At 65.8% G+C, this 17,736-nt stretch carries 17 protein-coding genes; 10 read left to right on the forward strand and 7 right to left on the reverse strand.

Annotation, left to right across the window (positions count from 1 at the left end):
• Positions 1–104 precede the first annotated feature (104 nt).
• Positions 105–638 (reverse strand): component of SufBCD complex, encoded by a 534-nt coding sequence (locus I8N54_RS09830; protein WP_140192733.1) that lies wholly within the window; start codon positions 636–638, stop codon positions 105–107.
• A 126-nt stretch (positions 639–764) separates the two neighbouring features.
• On the opposite strand from I8N54_RS09830, the gene hemB reads away from it, so the two are divergent.
• Positions 765–1,763 (forward strand): porphobilinogen synthase, encoded by a 999-nt coding sequence (gene hemB / locus I8N54_RS09835; RefSeq protein ID WP_140192732.1) that lies wholly within the window; start codon positions 765–767, stop codon positions 1,761–1,763.
• Here the strand turns inward: hemB and I8N54_RS09840 are convergent.
• Positions 1,760–2,569, reverse strand: coding sequence for a class I SAM-dependent methyltransferase (locus I8N54_RS09840; RefSeq protein WP_197097432.1), 810 nt, complete (start codon positions 2,567–2,569; stop codon positions 1,760–1,762). The two genes, hemB and I8N54_RS09840, sit on opposite strands and share 4 nt — an antisense overlap.
• Before the next feature lie 109 nt (positions 2,570–2,678).
• Between I8N54_RS09840 and I8N54_RS09845 the strand changes: the two genes are divergently transcribed.
• Positions 2,679–3,830, forward strand: coding sequence for a glycosyltransferase family 4 protein (locus I8N54_RS09845; protein ID WP_140192730.1), 1,152 nt, complete (start codon positions 2,679–2,681; stop codon positions 3,828–3,830).
• A 77-nt stretch (positions 3,831–3,907) separates the two neighbouring features.
• Positions 3,908–4,462 (forward strand): lipid-binding SYLF domain-containing protein, encoded by a 555-nt coding sequence (locus I8N54_RS09850; protein ID WP_140192729.1) that lies wholly within the window; start codon positions 3,908–3,910, stop codon positions 4,460–4,462.
• A 36-nt stretch (positions 4,463–4,498) separates the two neighbouring features.
• Here the strand turns inward: I8N54_RS09850 and I8N54_RS09855 are convergent, their stop codons facing one another.
• The 5 genes from I8N54_RS09855 to I8N54_RS09875 all read right to left on the reverse strand — a co-directional run bounded on the left by I8N54_RS09855 (position 4,499) and on the right by I8N54_RS09875 (position 10,998).
• Positions 4,499–5,596, reverse strand: coding sequence for an ABC transporter ATP-binding protein (locus I8N54_RS09855; protein ID WP_140192728.1), 1,098 nt, complete (start codon positions 5,594–5,596; stop codon positions 4,499–4,501).
• Between the two features lie 27 nt (positions 5,597–5,623).
• The gene (locus tag I8N54_RS09860) at positions 5,624–7,285 is read right to left on the reverse strand and encodes an alpha-amylase family glycosyl hydrolase (RefSeq protein ID WP_231592368.1); all 1,662 of its coding nucleotides are present in this window, start codon (positions 7,283–7,285) and stop codon (positions 5,624–5,626) included.
• A 9-nt stretch (positions 7,286–7,294) separates the two neighbouring features.
• Positions 7,295–8,512, reverse strand: a complete 1,218-nt coding sequence (locus tag I8N54_RS09865; protein WP_140192727.1) for a carbohydrate ABC transporter permease — start codon at positions 8,510–8,512, stop codon at positions 7,295–7,297.
• Between the two features lie 15 nt (positions 8,513–8,527).
• Entirely contained in the window at positions 8,528–9,514 is a 987-nt protein-coding gene (locus I8N54_RS09870) for a carbohydrate ABC transporter permease (protein WP_140192726.1), read from the reverse strand.
• Between the two features lie 140 nt (positions 9,515–9,654).
• A complete protein-coding gene (locus I8N54_RS09875; RefSeq protein ID WP_140192725.1) occupies positions 9,655–10,998 on the reverse strand; it encodes an ABC transporter substrate-binding protein in 1,344 nt (447 codons plus the stop codon).
• A gap of 257 nt (positions 10,999–11,255) precedes the next feature.
• Here I8N54_RS09875 and I8N54_RS09880 point away from each other — a divergent pair, with 257 nt between their 5' ends.
• The 7 genes from I8N54_RS09880 (at position 11,256) to I8N54_RS09910 (ending at position 17,600) form a co-directional block, all read left to right on the forward strand.
• Entirely contained in the window at positions 11,256–12,299 is a 1,044-nt protein-coding gene (locus tag I8N54_RS09880; RefSeq protein ID WP_140192724.1) for a substrate-binding domain-containing protein, read from the forward strand.
• Entirely contained in the window at positions 12,296–13,621 is a 1,326-nt protein-coding gene (locus I8N54_RS09885) for a GH1 family beta-glucosidase (protein ID WP_140192723.1), read from the forward strand. Before I8N54_RS09880 ends, I8N54_RS09885 begins: the two co-directional genes overlap by 4 nt.
• A gap of 10 nt (positions 13,622–13,631) precedes the next feature.
• Positions 13,632–14,606 (forward strand): glucokinase, encoded by a 975-nt coding sequence (locus tag I8N54_RS09890; RefSeq protein WP_140192722.1) that lies wholly within the window; start codon positions 13,632–13,634, stop codon positions 14,604–14,606.
• Between the two features lie 89 nt (positions 14,607–14,695).
• Positions 14,696–15,109 (forward strand): Fur family transcriptional regulator, encoded by a 414-nt coding sequence (locus I8N54_RS09895; RefSeq protein WP_140192721.1) that lies wholly within the window; start codon positions 14,696–14,698, stop codon positions 15,107–15,109.
• 1 nt (position 15,110) lies between these two features.
• Positions 15,111–16,007, forward strand: a complete 897-nt coding sequence (locus tag I8N54_RS09900; RefSeq protein ID WP_140192720.1) for a DMT family transporter — start codon at positions 15,111–15,113, stop codon at positions 16,005–16,007.
• 55 nt (positions 16,008–16,062) lie between these two features.
• The gene (eno, locus tag I8N54_RS09905) at positions 16,063–17,337 is read left to right on the forward strand and encodes a phosphopyruvate hydratase (protein ID WP_140192719.1); all 1,275 of its coding nucleotides are present in this window, start codon (positions 16,063–16,065) and stop codon (positions 17,335–17,337) included.
• On the forward strand, positions 17,334–17,600 hold the full coding sequence (locus I8N54_RS09910; RefSeq protein ID WP_197097431.1) for a DUF4180 domain-containing protein: 267 nt from the start codon (positions 17,334–17,336) through the stop codon (positions 17,598–17,600). The genes eno and I8N54_RS09910 overlap by 4 nt, the downstream gene beginning before the upstream one ends.
• The last annotated feature ends 136 nt before the right edge of the window (positions 17,601–17,736 follow it).

The following is a 17,736-nucleotide window of genomic DNA, read 5'->3' on the forward strand; positions in this document are numbered from 1 at the left end:
GAATATTTGTCGGCCCAAAGAATGGACAAGGGCGCGTTAAGGTTAATGTGCGGCTCGCAAAGAGGTCGACGGCATGGCCGACCGGCACTTTGCCGGCGGCGCGCTCAGAACGCGTTGAACAGGTAGCTGCGGTCGAGGTTCTGCCACATGCCCCACAACGCGGTGACGAAGATCGAGACCATGCCGATGAACTGCGTATACTGCCGGTGGCGGATCAGGAACTTGTCGAGTTCTTCCCCCTCCGGATCGGCGCGGCGGATCACGGTGGCCGTGCGGATCGACAGCGCCCCGACCAGCGACATCGGAAAGCCGATCAGGAACAGCGCCTGCGCGAACTCGACGTCGTAGACAAAGCCGAGGATGGCGAGCGCGGTCAGCACGAAACAGACGAAGCCGAGAAGGATCAGGCCCGACACCCCGGCGATGTGCAGGATGCGGTTGACGTTGACGCGGACGATATCCTCGAGATCCTGGCGCGCTTCGCCGCCATCCTTGCGGGCGCGGGTGAGCATGTCGAACGGCACGCCGAGGACCCAATGGCTCGCCGTCGACCACACGACCGCGAGCGCGATCCAGAACCAAAGGTTCGAGAACGACCGCATGTCGATCACTTCGAAGATTGTCTGCGTCCAACTCAAGGGGGACAGCCCGGTTCGCCTGGATTGTATTTTCGGCGGACCCTAGCGACAGCCGCGACCATTGCCCATACTTGTGAGGTGCGAATTTACGTGGCACTCGACCTTTGTGACACGAAAGGCCCGCCCATGACTCCCATAAACGCTCGTTTTCCCAGCTATCGCCCCCGCCGCCTGAGACGAAGCGCCGCGCTGCGCGACATGGTGCGCGAGACCACGCTGACCCCGGCGGACTTCATCTGGCCGGTCTTCGTGATGGACGGCGAAGACGGAGAGGAGGCGATCCCCTCAATGCCCGGCGTCTCGCGACTGACCGTCGACCGGGTCGCGAAGGCGGCGGTCGAGGCGCACGCGCTCGGCATTCCGGCGATCTGCATCTTCCCCTACACGCCCCTGTCGGCGCGCACGGCGGACTGCGCGATGGCCTGGGACATGGACAATATCGCCAACCGGGCGATCCGCGCGGTGAAGGCGGCGGTACCGGGGATGGCGGTGATGACCGACATCGCGCTCGACCCCTACAACATCGACGGGCAGGACGGCTTCGTGGAGGACGGCTACGTCGTCAATGACCGCACCGTGGAGGCACTCGTGAAGATGGCGCTGGCGCAGGCGGAGTCCGGGGCCGACATCCTCGGCCCGTCCGACATGATGGACGGCCGGATCGGCGCGATGCGGCAGGCGCTGGAAAGCGAGGGGCATCAGCATGTTGCGATCCTCTCTTACAGTGCCAAGTACGCCTCCGCCTTCTACGGGCCGTTCCGCGATGCGGTCGGGGCCTCGGCCGCGCTGAAGGGTGACAAGACGACCTATCAGATCGACCCGGGCAACGGTGACGAGGCGCTGCGCATGATCGCGCGGGACCTCGACGAGGGGGCGGACATGGTAATGGTGAAGCCGGGGATGGCCTACCTCGACATCTGCCATCGCGTGAAAGCCGAGTTCGGCGTGCCGACCTTCGCCTACCAGGTGTCGGGCGAATACGCGATGCTTCAGGCGGCAGCGGCGAACGGTTGGCTCGACGGAAAGAAGGTGATGATGGAAAGCCTTCTTGCCTTCAAAAGAGCGGGTTGCGACGGGATCCTCACCTATTTCGCGCCGGAAGCCTCGCGGCTTCTGCAAGGCTAGGGCTTTCGCGCCGCGATACAGAGGTTGAGCGCGGGACGGCCCTCCGGGACCGTGTCGCCGTTCAGTCTGTCGGCGGCGTCAACCATGGTGCGGGCGAGCGCGATCAGGGCGGCAGACGGGCCGCGCCGGCGCTCGTTCCGGCGCACGTCGGGAAGCAGGTTCGCCTCGATCATCGGTTTGCCGAGCCCGTAGAGCAGATTGTGAACGAACGGCAGGCACCAGCGGGTCTGGGCGATCTGTTCGATAACGTCGAAACCGGCGTCGGTGACCTGCTGGTGAAGCTCTTCGGGGCGATAGAGCCGCTCGTGCCCGGCCCAGATGCCGGCGAAGGTGCCGGTCGAGACATGCCGCTTGAAAACCGCCTCGCCGATCCAGTTCACCGGATCCCAGGCGAAGGGATAGCCGGCGTGCGGCACCGTCGCGAGCAACAGACCGTCGGGGACGAGGACACGCGCAGCCTCCGACAGGCCGAGCGCCGGGTCGGGCATATGTTCGAGAACTTCGGACATCACGATGACGTCGAAGCTGTTGTCGTCAAAGGGCAAACACTCGGCCTGCACCTGTCGGAAGGTGGAGGTTGGATGCGCGGCCCGCGCGGCCGCGAGCGCGGATGTGTCCGCATCGACCCCCGTCGCACTGGCGCCGAGCTGGTCGTAGACGGCGAAGTAATAGCCCCGCCCACAGCCGATATCGAGGATGCGCGGGCCGTCCGGCGCCTCTCGATGCAGGCTCCGGGCGATCCATTGGGCGCGGCGCCGGAACGCGGGATCGGGGTCGCGGGCGAACGGGTCCTTGTCGGAATTCACGACCTTTTCCAAGCTGTTGCGGGCTGACCCTGCCTTGACGGCTGCCGGCGCAGGAGAGTAGCAAAGGTGGCTGCTGTCAACTCCGGCCCGGAAAGTCCTGTTTGCTGTCATGCCGAAACCGGGCCTGTTGATTTGCCTCACCTATCACTTGCCGAACGTATCCGGTCTGACGCTGTCCGCGCATGCGCTGGCGCTGCATCTTGCCGGGCGCGGCTACCCGGTGCGGATCGCGACGGCGCGCCATCCGGCGGACCTGCCCGCGCGGGAAGAGGTCGAGGGCCTCGAGGTCCATCGCAGCCGGGCCCTCGCGATCGTGGCGAAGGCGGCGGTGATGCCGGGGTATGCCGCGACCGTTTGGCGTGCGCTCGACGATATGTCCGCGGTGAACCTCTATTTGCCGAACCTCGACGCGGCGGTGGTCGCAATTGTCGCCCGGCTGCGCGGGCGGCGGTTGATCGTGACCTATGCCTGCAGCGTCAGCCGTCGGACCCTGTTCGACAGGTTCAGCCGGTTGGTGGCGGCGTCCACGCATCTGGTCGCCGGGCTGCTCGCCGATCGGATCCATGTCGTGTCCGAAGATTACGCGGCGCAATCGACGTTCTGTCGGCTGTTCCGCCGCAAGCTCGACTTCGCGCCATACGCGGTGCCCCTGCCCCTAGGTCCGGATGAACCGGCGCGCCCCACACCGCCGGACGATGTCGCCGTTATCGGGTTCGTCGGGAGGATCAGCCGGCAGAAATCGCTGGAGTTGTTGCTCGATGCCATCCCCGACGTTGCCGATAGGCTGGGCCGGGATGTGCGGCTCGACCTCATCGGACCAGCCGAAGGCGTCATCGGGGAAAGCTACTGGCCCGGCATCAAGCTCCGGATCGAGGAGAGCGGCGGCCGCATGCGCTACCGGGGCGTGCTGCGCGGCGAGGCGCTCGCTGCCGCGTACCGCGAGCTTGACGTGCTGGTGCTGCCGAGCGCCGACCGGCTCGAAAGCTACGGCCTCGTTCAGGTAGAGGCGATGCTGCGCGGTGTGCCGGTCGTCGCATCCGACCGGCCCGGCGTTCGCCTCCCGGTGCAAGAGACCGGCATGGGTGAACTCTTCTCCTCTGGCGACGTCGGCGCACTGGTCGAGGCGCTGGTGAAGGTCCTCGCCGACCCGGGGCGCTATTGCTGCGACAGCAGCCAGGTCGAGGCGCGACTCGGCAACGCGGTCGCCGCCCGACCCTACGTCTCACTTCTTGAGGCGATCGAAGCCGAATCAGGCAGGTGACAGCGGGCGGACAACTGCCTATAGTGTTGCCTGAGACCGGCACCACAAGCCGGCGCACAGGCACATCGAGGCACCAAATGAGCAGCATTACCCGACGGACGGCCCTATTGGGTCTTGGCGCCAGCGCGCTTGCCGCCTGCGGCAACGGGATCGGCAACACCAACGACGCAACGATCGAAGCGCGCGTGGACAGCACGCTCGCCTTCATGAACCAGCGCTACCCCGGCGCGTCGCAAATCCAGCAACGCGCCTCCGGGATGCTGGTCATGCCGCTAGTGACGGAGGCCGGGCTCGGCCTTGGCGGTGCCTATGGACAGGGTGCGCTTCGCGTCGGCGGCACGACCGTGGATTACTACAGCGCCGCCGCGGTCAGCGCCGGTCTTCAGATCGGAGCGCAGCAGTACAGCCACGTGCTGTTTTTCATGAACGACGAAGCGCTGATGGACTTCCGCCGCAGCGATGGCTGGGCCGGCGGTGCCGACGTGGAATATGCGCTGCGCGAGAATGCCGAAACGATCCGCACCGACGTCGTGTCGTCCCGCGCCCCGGTTATCGCGCTGGTCTTCGCACAGACCGGGCTGCGTGCCGCCGCGACGATCGAAGGCATCAAGTACACCCGCATCATTCCCTGATTTCAGGGCCTTGCGACGAGAAGCTCTACCACCGCATCAGCGGTAGTAGAGCGACTTTTCGTTGCTGAAGAGATGCACCTTGGACGGATCGGCCGAGAGCCGCATCTTCGTGCCGCGCACGTTTTCATGGATGCCGGGCAGCTTGGCGATGACAGGTTCGGAGTCCGTGTCGCCCTCGGGGCGCTTCATGTAGAGGATCGTGACCTCGCCGAGCGCCTCGGTGATCTCCACCTCGGTTTCGAGCACTGCCTCACCGTCGGACTTCACCAGATCCTCGGGACGCACGCCGACGTTGACCTTCATGCCCTTGTCGGCCTCCTGCGTCGGGATGGAGGACACGGCGGTGCCGCCACCGGCGAGCTTGACGGTCGTCTGGGCACCGGTGCCGACGATCTCGCCGGGGAACAGGTTCATTGCCGGCGAGCCGATGAACTGAGCGACGAACTCGTTCTCGGGGTGTTCGTAGAGCTCGAGCGGCGTGCCGACCTGCGCGATGCCCTTGTTCGCCAGCACGACGATGCGCGTGGCGAGCGTCATCGCCTCCACCTGGTCGTGCGTGACATAGATCATCGTGCTGTCGGGCATGCTCTCCTTCAGCTGCGCGATCTCGATCCGGGTGGCGACGCGCAGCGCGGCGTCGAGGTTCGAGAGCGGCTCGTCGAAGAGGTAGACCTTCGGGTCGCGCACGATGGAGCGGCCGATCGCAACCCGCTGCCGCTGACCGCCCGACAGAGCCTTCGGCAGGCGGTCGAGGTAGGGTTCAAGTTGCAGGATGCGGGCCGCGCGGGCGACAGCCTCGTCGATCTCCGACTTGCTCTTCTTGGCGAGCTTGAGCGCGAAGCTCATGTTGTCCCGCACCGTCATGTGCGGATAGAGCGCGTAGGACTGGAAGACCATCGCGATGCCGCGCTGCGCGGGGGGCACGTCGTTGACGACGACGCCATCGATCTCGAGCGTGCCTGCGGTGATCTTCTCGAGACCCGCGATCATCCGCAGCAGCGTGGACTTGCCGCACCCGGAGGGGCCGACGAAGACGACCAGTTCGCCCGTCTTGATGTCGAGGTCGATGTTCTTGAGCACCTCGACCGAGCTGCCATAGGTCTTGCCGACATCGGTCAGTTTAAGGTCAGTCATCTGTCCCTCCCCTCATGTCCTTCCCGTTCAGGCCGCGCTGTTGCGCACGGCCAGAACCACCTGCCACGGCTCGAGCCGCATGGTGCCACTGTCGTCCCACCCGGCGGAGCCGAGCTCTTCACCGACCTGCGTCCACGTGCCGTCGGGCAATACGAAGCTGTTCGGCTCGTCCGAAATGTTGAAGGCGCAGAACATCTCCTCGCCCTCGTGGTCCCGGCTGAAGTAGACGACGTCGCCCTCGTGTCGGACGCCGCTGTGACCGCCCTTCATCAGCATCGGATACCTGTGCCGCAGCGCGATGGCGCGGCGGTAGTGATGGATCATGCCCTCGGGATCGCTTTCCTGATTGGCGACCGTGTTGTGCAGGTGCCGGATGGAGACCGGCAGCCATGACTTCACTTCGGAGAATCCGGCATACTGGTTCGACGGCTCCCAGGGCATCGGCGTGCGGCACCCGTCCCGGCCCTTGAACTCCGGCCAGAACTCGATGCCGTAGGGGTCCTGCAAGTCCTCGTAGGCGACATCGGCCTCGGGCAGGCCGAGCTCCTCGCCCTGATAGAGGCAGACGGACCCGCGCAGACAGCAGATCAGCGTGGTGAGCGTGCGTTGCGCGGCCGGGCTGAGGTCCCAGCGGGAGGTGTGTCGCTTCACGTCGTGGTTGGAGAAGGCCCAGCAGGGCCAGCCGTCGGCGGCTTCCTCGTCGACGCGGGTCATCACTTCTGCGATGCGGGCGGCGGTCGGCTGATCCTGCGCGAGGAACTCGAACGCGTAGCACATGTGCATGAGATCATCGCCGGCGGTGTATTGCCCCATGATCTGGAGACCGCGCTGCGCGTCCCCGACCTCGCCCACGGCGGCGGCGCCATAGGGGTTCATCTCGGCCCGAAGCTTGCGGAGGAACAGCAGGTTCTCCGGCTGGTTCTTCGAATAGAGATGTTCCTGGTGGTTGTAGGGGTTCACCGACGGCGCGATCGAGGCGTTGCGCAGCTCGGGCGCCAGCGGCGGATTGTCCCGCAGGTACTTGTCGTGGATGTAGAAGTTGATCGTGTCGAGGCGGAAGCCGTCGACGCCCCGCTTCAGCCAGAACCGCGCCACGTCGAGCAGCGCCTCCTGTACCTCGGGTTCGTGGAAGTTCAGGTCCGGCTGACTGGTGAGGAAGTTGTGCAGGTAATACTGTTCACGCCGGGAATCCCACTGCCACGCGGAGCCTCCGAAGATCGACAGCCAGTTGTTCGGCGGCGTGCCGTCGGCCTTCGGATCGGCCCAGACGTACCAGTTCGCCCGGTCGTTCGACTGGGACGAGCGGCTTTCCTCGAACCAGGGGTGCTTTTCGGACGTGTGGCTGAGAACGAGGTCGATCATCACCTTCACGCCGTGGGCGTGGGCGGCCTCGATCACCTTGTCGAAATCCTCGAGCGTGCCGAACAGCGGATCGACGTCGCAATAGTCGCTGACGTCGTAGCCGAAGTCCTTCATCGGCGACTTGAAGAACGGCGAGATCCAGATTGCGTCCGCGCCCAGCGAGGCGACGTAGGGCAGCCGCTTCGCGATCCCGGCAAGGTCGCCGACCCCGTCGCCGTCCGTATCCTGGAAGCTCCGGGGGTAGATCTGGTAGATCACCGCCCCACGCCACCAGTCGGGGTCCGTCTCGGGCGCCACGTTGGGCGCCATGTCCTCGGCGAGACTCATGCGCTCTCCTTATTTCACCGAACCGGCCAGCAGGCCGCGCACAAGGTACTTCTGCATCGCGAAGAACACGAGCAGCGGCACCGCGATCATTACGAACGCCGCCGCGGCGAGGATGTGCCATTCGCCGCCGCGCGATCCGAGCAGGTTGGTCACGACGAAGCGAGTCATGACGGTGCTCTCGGTATCGGACGGCAGGAAGACACTCGCCACCAGCAGGTCGTTCCAGGTCCAGAGGAACTGGAAGATCGCGAAGGATGCAAGGGCCGGAAAGCTCAGTGGCAACACGATTTTCGTGAAGATCTCGAAATCGGTCGCGCCGTCGACTTTCGCGTTCTCGATGATGTCGCGCGGCAGGCCGACCATGTAGTTGCGTAGCAGGTAGACGGCCAGTGGTAAACCGAACCCCGTATGCGCCAGCCAGATGCCGAGGAAGCTCTTCCCGATGCCGAGCCAGCCGTGGATGATGGTCAGCGGCACGAAGGCCAGTTGCAGCGGCACGACCAGCAGGCCGACCACGATCGCGATCAGCAGGCCCCGGCCGGGGAAATCCATCCAGGCCAGCGCGTAGGCGGCGAAGGCGGCGATCACGATCGGGATGATGGTGGCCGGGATCGCGACCGTCATGGTGTTGATGAAGGGCCCGAACAGCGCCTCGTCCGAGAACAGCATGTCGTCGAGAGATTGCCCCCTCTCGCGCGCCGTCGCACGTTCTTCGGCGTTCATGTCGGTGAGCACTTCGGCATAGTTCTCGAGCGTCACCTGCGGTGGCGCCACGAGCGACATCGGCAGCACCAGCGCGTCCTCGAACTGCTCGGGCGAAGTTGCGACGAGCGCGCCGTCGGCCTCGACGGTGACGGTGAGGTCGCGGCTGCCCTCGGCGGTCTCACCGGGTTCGGTGTTCGCGCCGCGCAGGCGCGACGTGCCGAAGCCGGCCACGGTCGCCCGCTCGACGATGTCGGAGGGCAGTCCGTCGATGTCGAAGACGTTCGTCTCGATCCGCCAGAGGTCGCCGTCCTGGACCTGGTCGTCGGCCGGGATCGTGACCACGTAGTTCTGCGGCGAGCCTTGCAGCGCTTCCCACCAGCCGGTCTGCGAGATCGCGTCCTGATCCCGCAGCGAGGTGATCAGCAGGCCGAGCGTCGGCACGACCCACAGGATGACGAGCGCGAGTGTCGCCAAGTGGGTGACGATGGTCAGGCCAGATTTCTGGCCGGCGATATTGTCCATAGGTCTGCCCCTCCCTCAGCGCATTTCGGCCCGCGCCTGGCGGATGTTCCAGAACATGACGGGCAGCACGAGGATCATGATGACCACCGAGATTGCGGTGGCGAACCCGTAGTTGCCGGCGTCGAAGTACTGCATCATCTGCGTCGGCAGGATCTCGAGGTTGCGGTACTGGTTCCCCATCGCGGCGACGATGTCGTAAACCTTGAGGACGAGAATGGTGATCGTCGTCCACACGACCATGATGGTCCCCCGGATCTGCGGCACCTTGATGCGGAAGAAGACCTGGAACGGGTTCGCGCCGTCGATGATGGCGGCCTCGACCGTGTCCTCCGGGACGCCGCGCAGCGCGGCCGACAGGATGACCATGGCAAAGCCCGTCTGGATCCAGATCAGCACCACCATCAGCAGGAAGCTGTCGATCACCTGACCGTCGATCAGGGTCACCCCGTCCTCGGCCCCGAACAGGCCCCGGATCGCGTTGATGACACCGATATCCATGTCGGGATGGTAGACGAAGGACCAGATCAGCGAGGCGCCGACGAAGCTGATCGCCATCGGCATGAAGATCAGCGACTTGGCGATGTTGCCCCAGCTCAGCCGGTCGGTCAGCTGCGCGGCGATCAGACCGAAGAAGGTCGAGGCCGCGGGCACGACGAGCACCCAGAGAAGGTTGTTCAGCAGCGAGACGCGGAAGGTCTGGTTCAGGAAAATCTGTTCGTAGTTGCGGTACCACCCGTCCTGCGCGACGCCCGAGGTCACTGATAGCCAGATCGAGTAGAACACCGGCACGACGAGGTAGAGACCGAGCGCGAAGATCGCGGGAAAGGTGAAGAGCCAGGGCCGCACGGCGTTGGCGCGGTTGATGTTGCGCCCGATGTTCTTGCCCTTCGGCGGGAAGATCACCTTGTCGAGCACGAGGTTGGACAGCCAGAAGTAGGCCAGCATGCCCCCGACGCCGATGATGATCGTCAGGATGCCCGAGACGATGGTCGAGTCAAACATGCGCCGCTCCTTTTGCCCATCCCTGGCGGGCCCTGCCGCTCCCCGGGCCGCCCGACGTTCGGGCGCGGTGCGGCATAGTCTTGATGTGGTGAGGATGCGCCGGCGCGGGGCCGGCGCATCCGCCTGACGGGGTCAGGTCGTTACTTGATCGCGTCCCAGGCGGACTGAATCGACGCGGCTTCGGCCTGCGCGTCACCGGTGCGCAGGTACTCGACCATGCCGGTCCAGAAGGCGCCGGCGCCGATCTCGGACGGCATCAGGTCGGAGGCGTCGAAGCGGAACGACGTGGCGTTCAGCAGGATTTCCCCCATGCCGCGGAGCGTGTCGTTGGCGTAGAGCTCGGTGTTTACGCCGTTGTGGGGCGTAAGGAAGCCGGACTGGCTCATCCAGACTTCGTGGGCCACCGGCGTCTTGAGGAACTCGATCATCGCGCGGGATGCTTCGTTCTCGTCGGTGATCGCCCAGACCGTGCCAGCGCCGAGAACCGGGCTGCCGAGGTCTTCGCTCTCGAACGCGGGGAAGTAGAAGAAGTCATACTCCGCGTCTTCCGGGAAGAAGGTCGGGATGAACGAGGCCTGGCGGTGCATCAGGCACTGCGGCGGGATCTCGAACACGCCGTCCGGGCTGTCGCGGAAGTCGGTGTTGACGATTTCCGCACCGGACATGCCGGTGAAGTCCTCGTTCAGCGCGAACTCACCGAAGGTTTCGATCGCGTTGACGACTTCTTCGCTGTCGAAGGGCAGCTCGTTGGACACCCAAGCGTCGTAGGTATCGAGGCTCTGCGTGCGCAGCATGATGTCCTCGACCCAGTCGGTCGCCGGCCAGCCGGTCGCGTCGCCGCTTCCGAGCCCGATGCACCACGGTGCGAAGCCATCCTCAACCGCCTGCTCGGACAGCGCCAGCAGCTCTTCCATCGTCTCGGGCACTTCGTAGCCGAGCTCTTCGAAGACCGGCGGGGAGTACCAGACGAGCGATTTCACGTCGACCTTGTAGAAGAAGCCGTTCAGGGCTTCGCCACCGGCCTGCTCGTTCTCGGACGTCGCGAGGTCGACCCAGCTCTGGCCAGCCGCGTAGTTCTCTTCGATCCAGGCCGCGTCCTCGTCGGTCAGCGGAGCGACGTCACCGGCAGCGGCGAGGTCGGCCAGCAGGCCGGGCTGCGGGATGACGGCCATGTTCGGCAGGCCGCCGGTCTGGGACGCGCGGCGAATCTCGCTCTCGAACGCGTCGGAGCCGGCGTACTCGACGGTCGCGCCGGTGGCCTCCTCGAAGTAGGCGAAGACGGTGTCGACGAGGTCGCGGTCGTCGCCGATCCACGGGCCCGAGATCGTCAGGGTCTGACCGCTGAGATCGTATTCATCGGCAAAAGCGTTGTAGCTGTCCCAGGCGAAATCGCCTTCCCCGACGGGGAAGATCAGCTCCTGGGCCTGCGCCGACCCGGCGGCGAGCGCCAGGATCGCGGCACCGGAATAAAGTGTCTTTTTCATGGATAACCTCCCAAGTCGCGGCTGTCGCGCTATCTGAACGTCGTGCGCAGCGGGGGCGCGGAACCCCAAAGCGCTTTGGACAGGCTGAACCTCGCGCATGTCCATGAAGCTGTCAATCCGCGATCTTGAATGCTGCGGTTGCGCCCAATAATTTTGCGGTTGCGGCATCCTACATCGTTTTAGACGGGACTTGGCGTGCCGAGGTCCGACCGGTAAGGTCGGACCGCGATTGAAAGCGCTTTGGAAGCCGTACGTTGATGAACCTCAAGCAACTGGCAGAGAATCTGGGACTGAGCCAGACCACGGTCAGCCGCGCGCTGAACGGCTATCCGGAGGTATCGGAAGCGACGCGGCGGCGCGTCGTGGACGCCGCCGAACTGCACAATTACCGCCCCAACGCCCGCGCCAAGGGCCTCGCCACCGGGCAGGCCATGGCGATCGGCCACGTCATCCCGATCGACGACAAGCACGAGATGGTCAACCCGATCTTCGGCGACTTCCTTGCCGGCGCGGGAGAGACCTATTCGAGCCTCGGCTACGAGATGGTGCTGTCGGTCGTCGAACCCGGCGACGAGGCGACGGTCTATCGCACCATGCGGGCGCGCGGCTCTGTCGACGGCGTCGTGGTCAGCGCACCCCGCGTCAGCGACGGCCGCCTCGACCTGCTCGACCGGCTCAAGATGCCCTACGTCGTCCACGGCCGCGTCAGCGAGCACGAGGGCGACTATTCGTGGCTCGACGTGAACAACCGCTCCGCGTTCCAGAGGGCGACGAACTTCCTGCTCGACCTCGGGCACCGGCGCATCGCACTCATCAACGGGCTGGAGGAGATGGACTTCGCATGGCGCCGCCGGCGCGGCTACGAACGCGCGATGGAAGAGCGCGGGCTCTCCACGGAGCCCGGCCTGATGGTCGCCAACGAAATGACCGAGCGGAACGGCTACCTCACCGCCAGCCAGATGCTGAGCCGGGACGCGCCGCCCACAGCTTTCCTCGTCTCCTCGCTGATCTGCGCGCTCGGCGTGCGCCGCGCCATCGAGGAACGCGGCCTGTCGATGAATCGCGACGTGTCGGTCGTGACCCACGATGACGCGCTGTCCTACATCGACAACGGCCTTGACGTGCCGATCTTCACCGCGACCCGCTCCTCCGTCCGCGAGGCCGGGCGGCGGACCGCACGGATGCTGATCGACCGCATCGACAATCCCGACCTGCCCCACGTTCACCAGCTGCTCGAAGCGCAGCTGGTCGTCGGTCAGTCCACCGGACCATTCACCGCTTCTCAAGGACTTAAAGCATGAAGTTCACACGCGACGATTTCCCCGAGGACTTCCTTTTCGGGGCGGCGACGGCTGCTTACCAGATCGAGGGTCACGCCTTCGGCGGCGCGGGATCGACCCACTGGGACAGCTTCGCCGCAACGCCCGGCAACGTGATCCGAGCCGAGGACGGCGCGCGGGCCTGCGACCATTACCACCGCTACGAGGAAGACCTCGACATCCTCAAGGACGGCGGCTTCGACGCCTATCGTTTCTCGACCTCCTGGGCGCGGGTCCTGCCCGAAGGGCGCGGCACGCCGAACCAGGAGGGGCTCGACTTCTACGACCGGCTCGTGGACGCCTGCCTCGAGCGTGGGCTGAAGCCGTTCCAGACGCTCTACCACTGGGAGATGCCCTCCGCCCTCGCCGACCTCGGCGGCTGGACGAACCCCGACGTCGCCGACTGGTTCGCGGACTACACCGAGGTGATCCAGTCCCGTATCGGCGACCGGGTCCAGGCTGTCGCCACGATCAACGAGCCGTGGTGCGTCGCCTTCCTGTCGCACTTCCTCGGCCACCACGCGCCGGGCCTGCGCGACATCCGCGCCACCGCGCGGGCGATGCACCATGTCACCAAGGCACATGGCCGCGCGATGAGCCGGCTGCGCCAGATGGGCCAGCAGAACTGCGGCATCGTGCTGAACTTCGACCACACGTCCCCCGCCGATGACAGCCCCGAGGCGATCGCCGCCTCCGACCTGCTCGACGGGATCAACAACCGCTGGTTCATCCAGGCGATCTCCAAGGGCACCTATCCCGAGGTCGTGCTCAAGGGCTTCGGCGATCACATGCCAAAGGGCTGGGAAGACGACATGGCCGAGATCTCGCAGCCCATGGACTGGCTCGGGGTCAATTACTACACCCGCCATTTCGCCGCCCCCGATCCGACGATCCCCTGGCCTTCGGTGAAGGCCGTCGAGGGCGATCTGGACCGGACCCAGATGGGCTGGGAGATTTATCCCGAGGGTCTGAAGGATTTCCTCACCCGGATGTCGCAGGAGTATGTCGGCGACATGCCGATCTACGTCACCGAGAACGGCATGGCCTGGGCCGACGAGGTCGAGAACGGCGCCGTCTACGACCCGGAACGCATGGATTTCATGGAGCGTCACATCCTCGCCGCCAAGGACGCGATTGCCGAAGGGGCCAACGTGAAGGGCTTCTTCTACTGGTCGCTGCTCGACAATTACGAGTGGGCGTTCGGCTACGAGAAACGGTTCGGCATGGTTCACGTTGACTTTGACAGCTTGAAGCGCACGCCGAAGGCGTCCTATCAGGCTTTGAAGTCCGTACTCACAGGCTGAGGCCCCTTACATGTCCCACCCGCCCAACAAGCTCTCCCTCGTCGCCGATATCGGTGGCACCAACACCCGCGTGGCACTGGCGGACGGGCGGGAGATCCTGTCGGAGACGGTGCGCCGCTACCGGAACTCGGAATATCCGGGGCTCGAGTCGGTTCTGCGCCAGTTCATCGCCGACGAGGACGATGTCGATTGCGCCGCCGCCTGCGTGGCGGTCGCCGGCCCCGTGCGGGACGGCAAGGCGACGATGACAAACCTCGACTGGGCGATGGACGAAGGCTCCGTCGCGCGCGCGACGCGGGCCGAGACGGTGTCGATCCTGAACGATCTGCAGGCGCAGGGTCACGCGCTCGGCCACCTCGCCGAGGAGAACGTGCGCACCATCGTGAAGGGCCCGGTCGCGCAATCGCACGAGACGCGACTGGTGATCGGCGTCGGCACCGGCTTCAACGCCGCGCCGGTGATCGAAGCGCCCGGCGGTCGCGTCGTCTCTCCTTCCGAATGCGGCCATGCCAACCTGCCGATCCGCACCGACGCGGAGCTTCGGCTGTGCAAGTTCGTCTCAACCGCGCACGGCTTCCCGGCGATCGAGGACGTGCTGTCGGGCCGCGGGCTCGAGCGGGTCTACGCGTGGCTCGGCGAGGAAGCGGGCGATCCGAAAGAGGCCCGTGCCTCCGACATCATGGAGGCCTGCGAAAAGGGCGAGCGGCGCGCCATCGACGCCGCCCGCACCTTCGCCCAGATCCTCGGCACGGTCTGCGGCAACCTCGCACTGATCCACCTGCCCTTCGGCGGCATCTACCTTGTCGGGGGCGTGGCGCGGGCGATCACGCCCTACCTGCACGACTTCGACTTCGACGGCGCCTTCCGCGACAAGGGCCGCTTCGCCGGCTTCATGGCGAACTTCGCGGTGCACGTGGTCGAGGACGATTACGCCGCCCTGACCGGCTGCGCCGCGCATCTCGTGGAGAAACAGGCGCGGGTCTGACCCGCCCTGCCCTCACCTCGCCCGCGCCGCACTGGCCTGAACGGGGCCGCTGCGTTATGGCTGGCCTGCGACAGACGGGACCCCTCCTCATGCCTCGAACGATCCTCCAGCGATGCGAATCCAAGGGCCTGCGGATGACAGGGCAGCGTCGGGTGATCGCAGCCGTGCTGGAAGAGGCCGACGACCACCCCGACGTGGAAGAGCTCTATGCCCGCGCGGCGAAGGTCGACAAGGCGATCTCGCTCGCCACGGTCTACCGCACGGTGAAGCTGTTCGAGGAGGAAGGCATCCTCGAGAAGCTCGACTTCGGCGACGGGCGCGCCCGCTACGAGGCCGCGTCCCGCGACCACCATGACCACCTCATCGACCTCGACACCGGACAGGTGATCGAGTTCGTCGATCCCGAGATCGAGAAGCTGCAGGAGAAGATCGCGCGCAAGCTCGGCTACCGCCTGACCGGCCACAAGCTCGAGCTGTACGGGCGTCCCCTGAAAGAAAAGTAACATGGAAAACCTGCGCGGCGCGCTGCTGATGACCGGCGCCATGGCGGCCTTCGCCGTCGAGGACGCGATCATCAAGGGCACCTCGACCCTGATGCCGACGGGGCAGATCCTCTGCTTCATCGGCCTGTTCGGCACGCTCATCTTCTGGCTGATCCTGCGCCTGCGCGGCCTGCCGCTGTTCACCCGCGCGCTGATCAGCCCGGCCGTGATGGTGCGCAATATCGGTGAGGTGTTCGGCACGCTCGGCTACGTGCTCGGCTTCACGCTCGGGGATCTGTCGACCGCGGCGGCGATCCTGCAAGCCGGGCCGCTGATGGTGGTGCTCGGCGCGGCGCTGTTCCTCGGGGAGACGGTGGGCTGGCGGCGCTGGACCGCTGTCAGCGTCGGCTTCGTCGGCGTGATGATCGTGCTGCGGCCCGGCACGGGGTCGTTCGATCCCGTCTCGCTCTGGGCGGTGGTCGGCGTGGCAGGGTTGTCGATGCGCGACCTCGCGACGCGTCGGATCAAGGGCGACGTGCCGTCGCTGCAGATCTCGGCCTCGGCCTTCGCCTTCGTCGTGCCGACCGGCCTGATCATGCTGGCGATGGCCGGTGACACCCCCGTCGCGGTCGGCGGCGGCGCTATGCTCGGCATCGCCGGCGCGCTCGCCTTCGGCATGTCCGGCTACATGGCGATCGTGGGGGCCACCCGGATCGGCGAGCTCAGCGTGATCGCCGCCTTCCGCTACTCGCGGATCGTCTTCGCGCTGATCCTCGGCGTCGTCTTCTTCGCCGAACACCCCGATCCCGCCACCTACATCGGGGCTGCGCTGATCGTCGGCTCCGGTCTCTACGCCTTCTGGCGGGAACGGCGGGCGAAGGCGCGCGCCGCTTCCCTCCCGCCGCAACCCACGCTATAGCGGCGAAGAGCCCTGACGGCGCAGTTAGCGCAAACATCTCCCATACGGAGGCCTCATGAGCACCATCATCGACATTCATGCCCGCGAAATTCTCGACAGCCGGGGAAACCCCACCGTCGAGGTCGACGTCACCCTCGAGGATGGCTCGATGGGCCGCGCTGCCGTTCCGTCCGGCGCCTCCACCGGCGCCTACGAGGCGGTCGAGCGGCGTGACGGCGACAAGGGCCGCTACCTCGGCAAGGGCGTGACCGAAGCGGTCGCCGCCGTGAACGGCGAGATCGCCGAGGCGATCCTCGGCTACGAAGCCACCGATCAGGTCGAGATCGACATGGCGATGATCGAGCTCGACGGCACCGACAACAAGGGCCGACTGGGTGCGAACGCGATCCTCGGCGTGTCGCTCGCCGTCGCCAAGGCCGCCGCCGAATTCTCCGGCCTGCCGCTCTATCGCTATGTCGGCGGGTCCTCCGCGCGGACGCTGCCGGTGCCGATGATGAACATCATCAACGGCGGCGAGCATGCCGACAACCCGATCGACATCCAGGAATTCATGATCATGCCCGTCTCCGCGACCTCGATCGCGGAAGCCGTGCGTTATGGCTCCGAAGTCTTCCACACGCTCAAGAAAGAGCTGTCGGCCGCCGGCATGTCGACCGGCCTCGGCGACGAGGGCGGTTTCGCGCCCGAACTGAAGGGCACGCGCGACGCGCTCGACTTCATCCTGAAGTCCATCGAGAAGGCCGGCTACAAGCCGGGCGAGGACATCTGCCTCGCGCTCGACTGCGCCGCGACCGAGTATTTCAAGGACGGCAAGTACGAGATGACCGGCGAAGGCAAGAGCCTGACGCCCGAAGAGAACGTCGCCTACCTCGAGGCGCTGGTGAAGGACTACCCGATCATCTCGATCGAGGACGGCTGCTCCGAGGATGACTGGGACGGCTGGGTCGCGCTGACGAAGGCGCTCGGCGACAAGGTGCAGCTGGTCGGCGACGACCTGTTCGTCACCAACCCCAAGCGCCTCGAGATGGGGATCGAGAAGGGCGCCGCGAACTCGATGCTGGTCAAGGTGAACCAGATCGGCTCGCTCACCGAGACGCTGCAGGCGGTCGAGATGGCCCACCGCGCCGGCATGACCAACGTCATGTCCCACCGCTCGGGCGAGACCGAGGACGCTACCATTGCCGACCTCGCCGTCGCGACGAACTGCGGTCAGATCAAGACCGGCTCGCTGGCGCGCTCCGACCGGCTGGCGAAATACAACCAGCTGATCCGCATCGAGGAAGCGCTCGGCTCCGCCGCGATCTTCGCGGGCAAATCGATCCTGAAGTGATCGCGTCGTCCCGCGACATCGGGGACCTGATCGGCGCCGGCTTTTCGGCGCCGGACGGGCACCTGTCGCGGGACAAATCCGACTTCTCACCGGAGTTCTGGGATTTGCGGACCGGCCTCCTCGGCGAGCTGGCGCAGAAGCTGGTGAACTACCGGATGTATCTGACGCTGACCGGCGATTTCTCGGAAGAGCTCGCCGGCAGCCGCGCCCTGCGCGACGTCTTCCAGGAGAGCGGGACAAGCGGCCCAATCCGGCTCGGGTGAGGCCCCCGTGCGTCGGCATTTCTGACGCCGGCAAGCAGCGCTAACCCCGCATTAAGGTTAACGCGCCCCTGCTTCTTCGGGCGTCAAATATTCTCGGGGGTGAATGGGCCGACGGCCCAGAGTGGGCAGACAGCCC

The organism is Pelagovum pacificum (assembly GCF_016134045.1).
Taxonomy (GTDB): domain Bacteria; phylum Pseudomonadota; class Alphaproteobacteria; order Rhodobacterales; family Rhodobacteraceae; genus Oceanicola; species Oceanicola pacificus_A.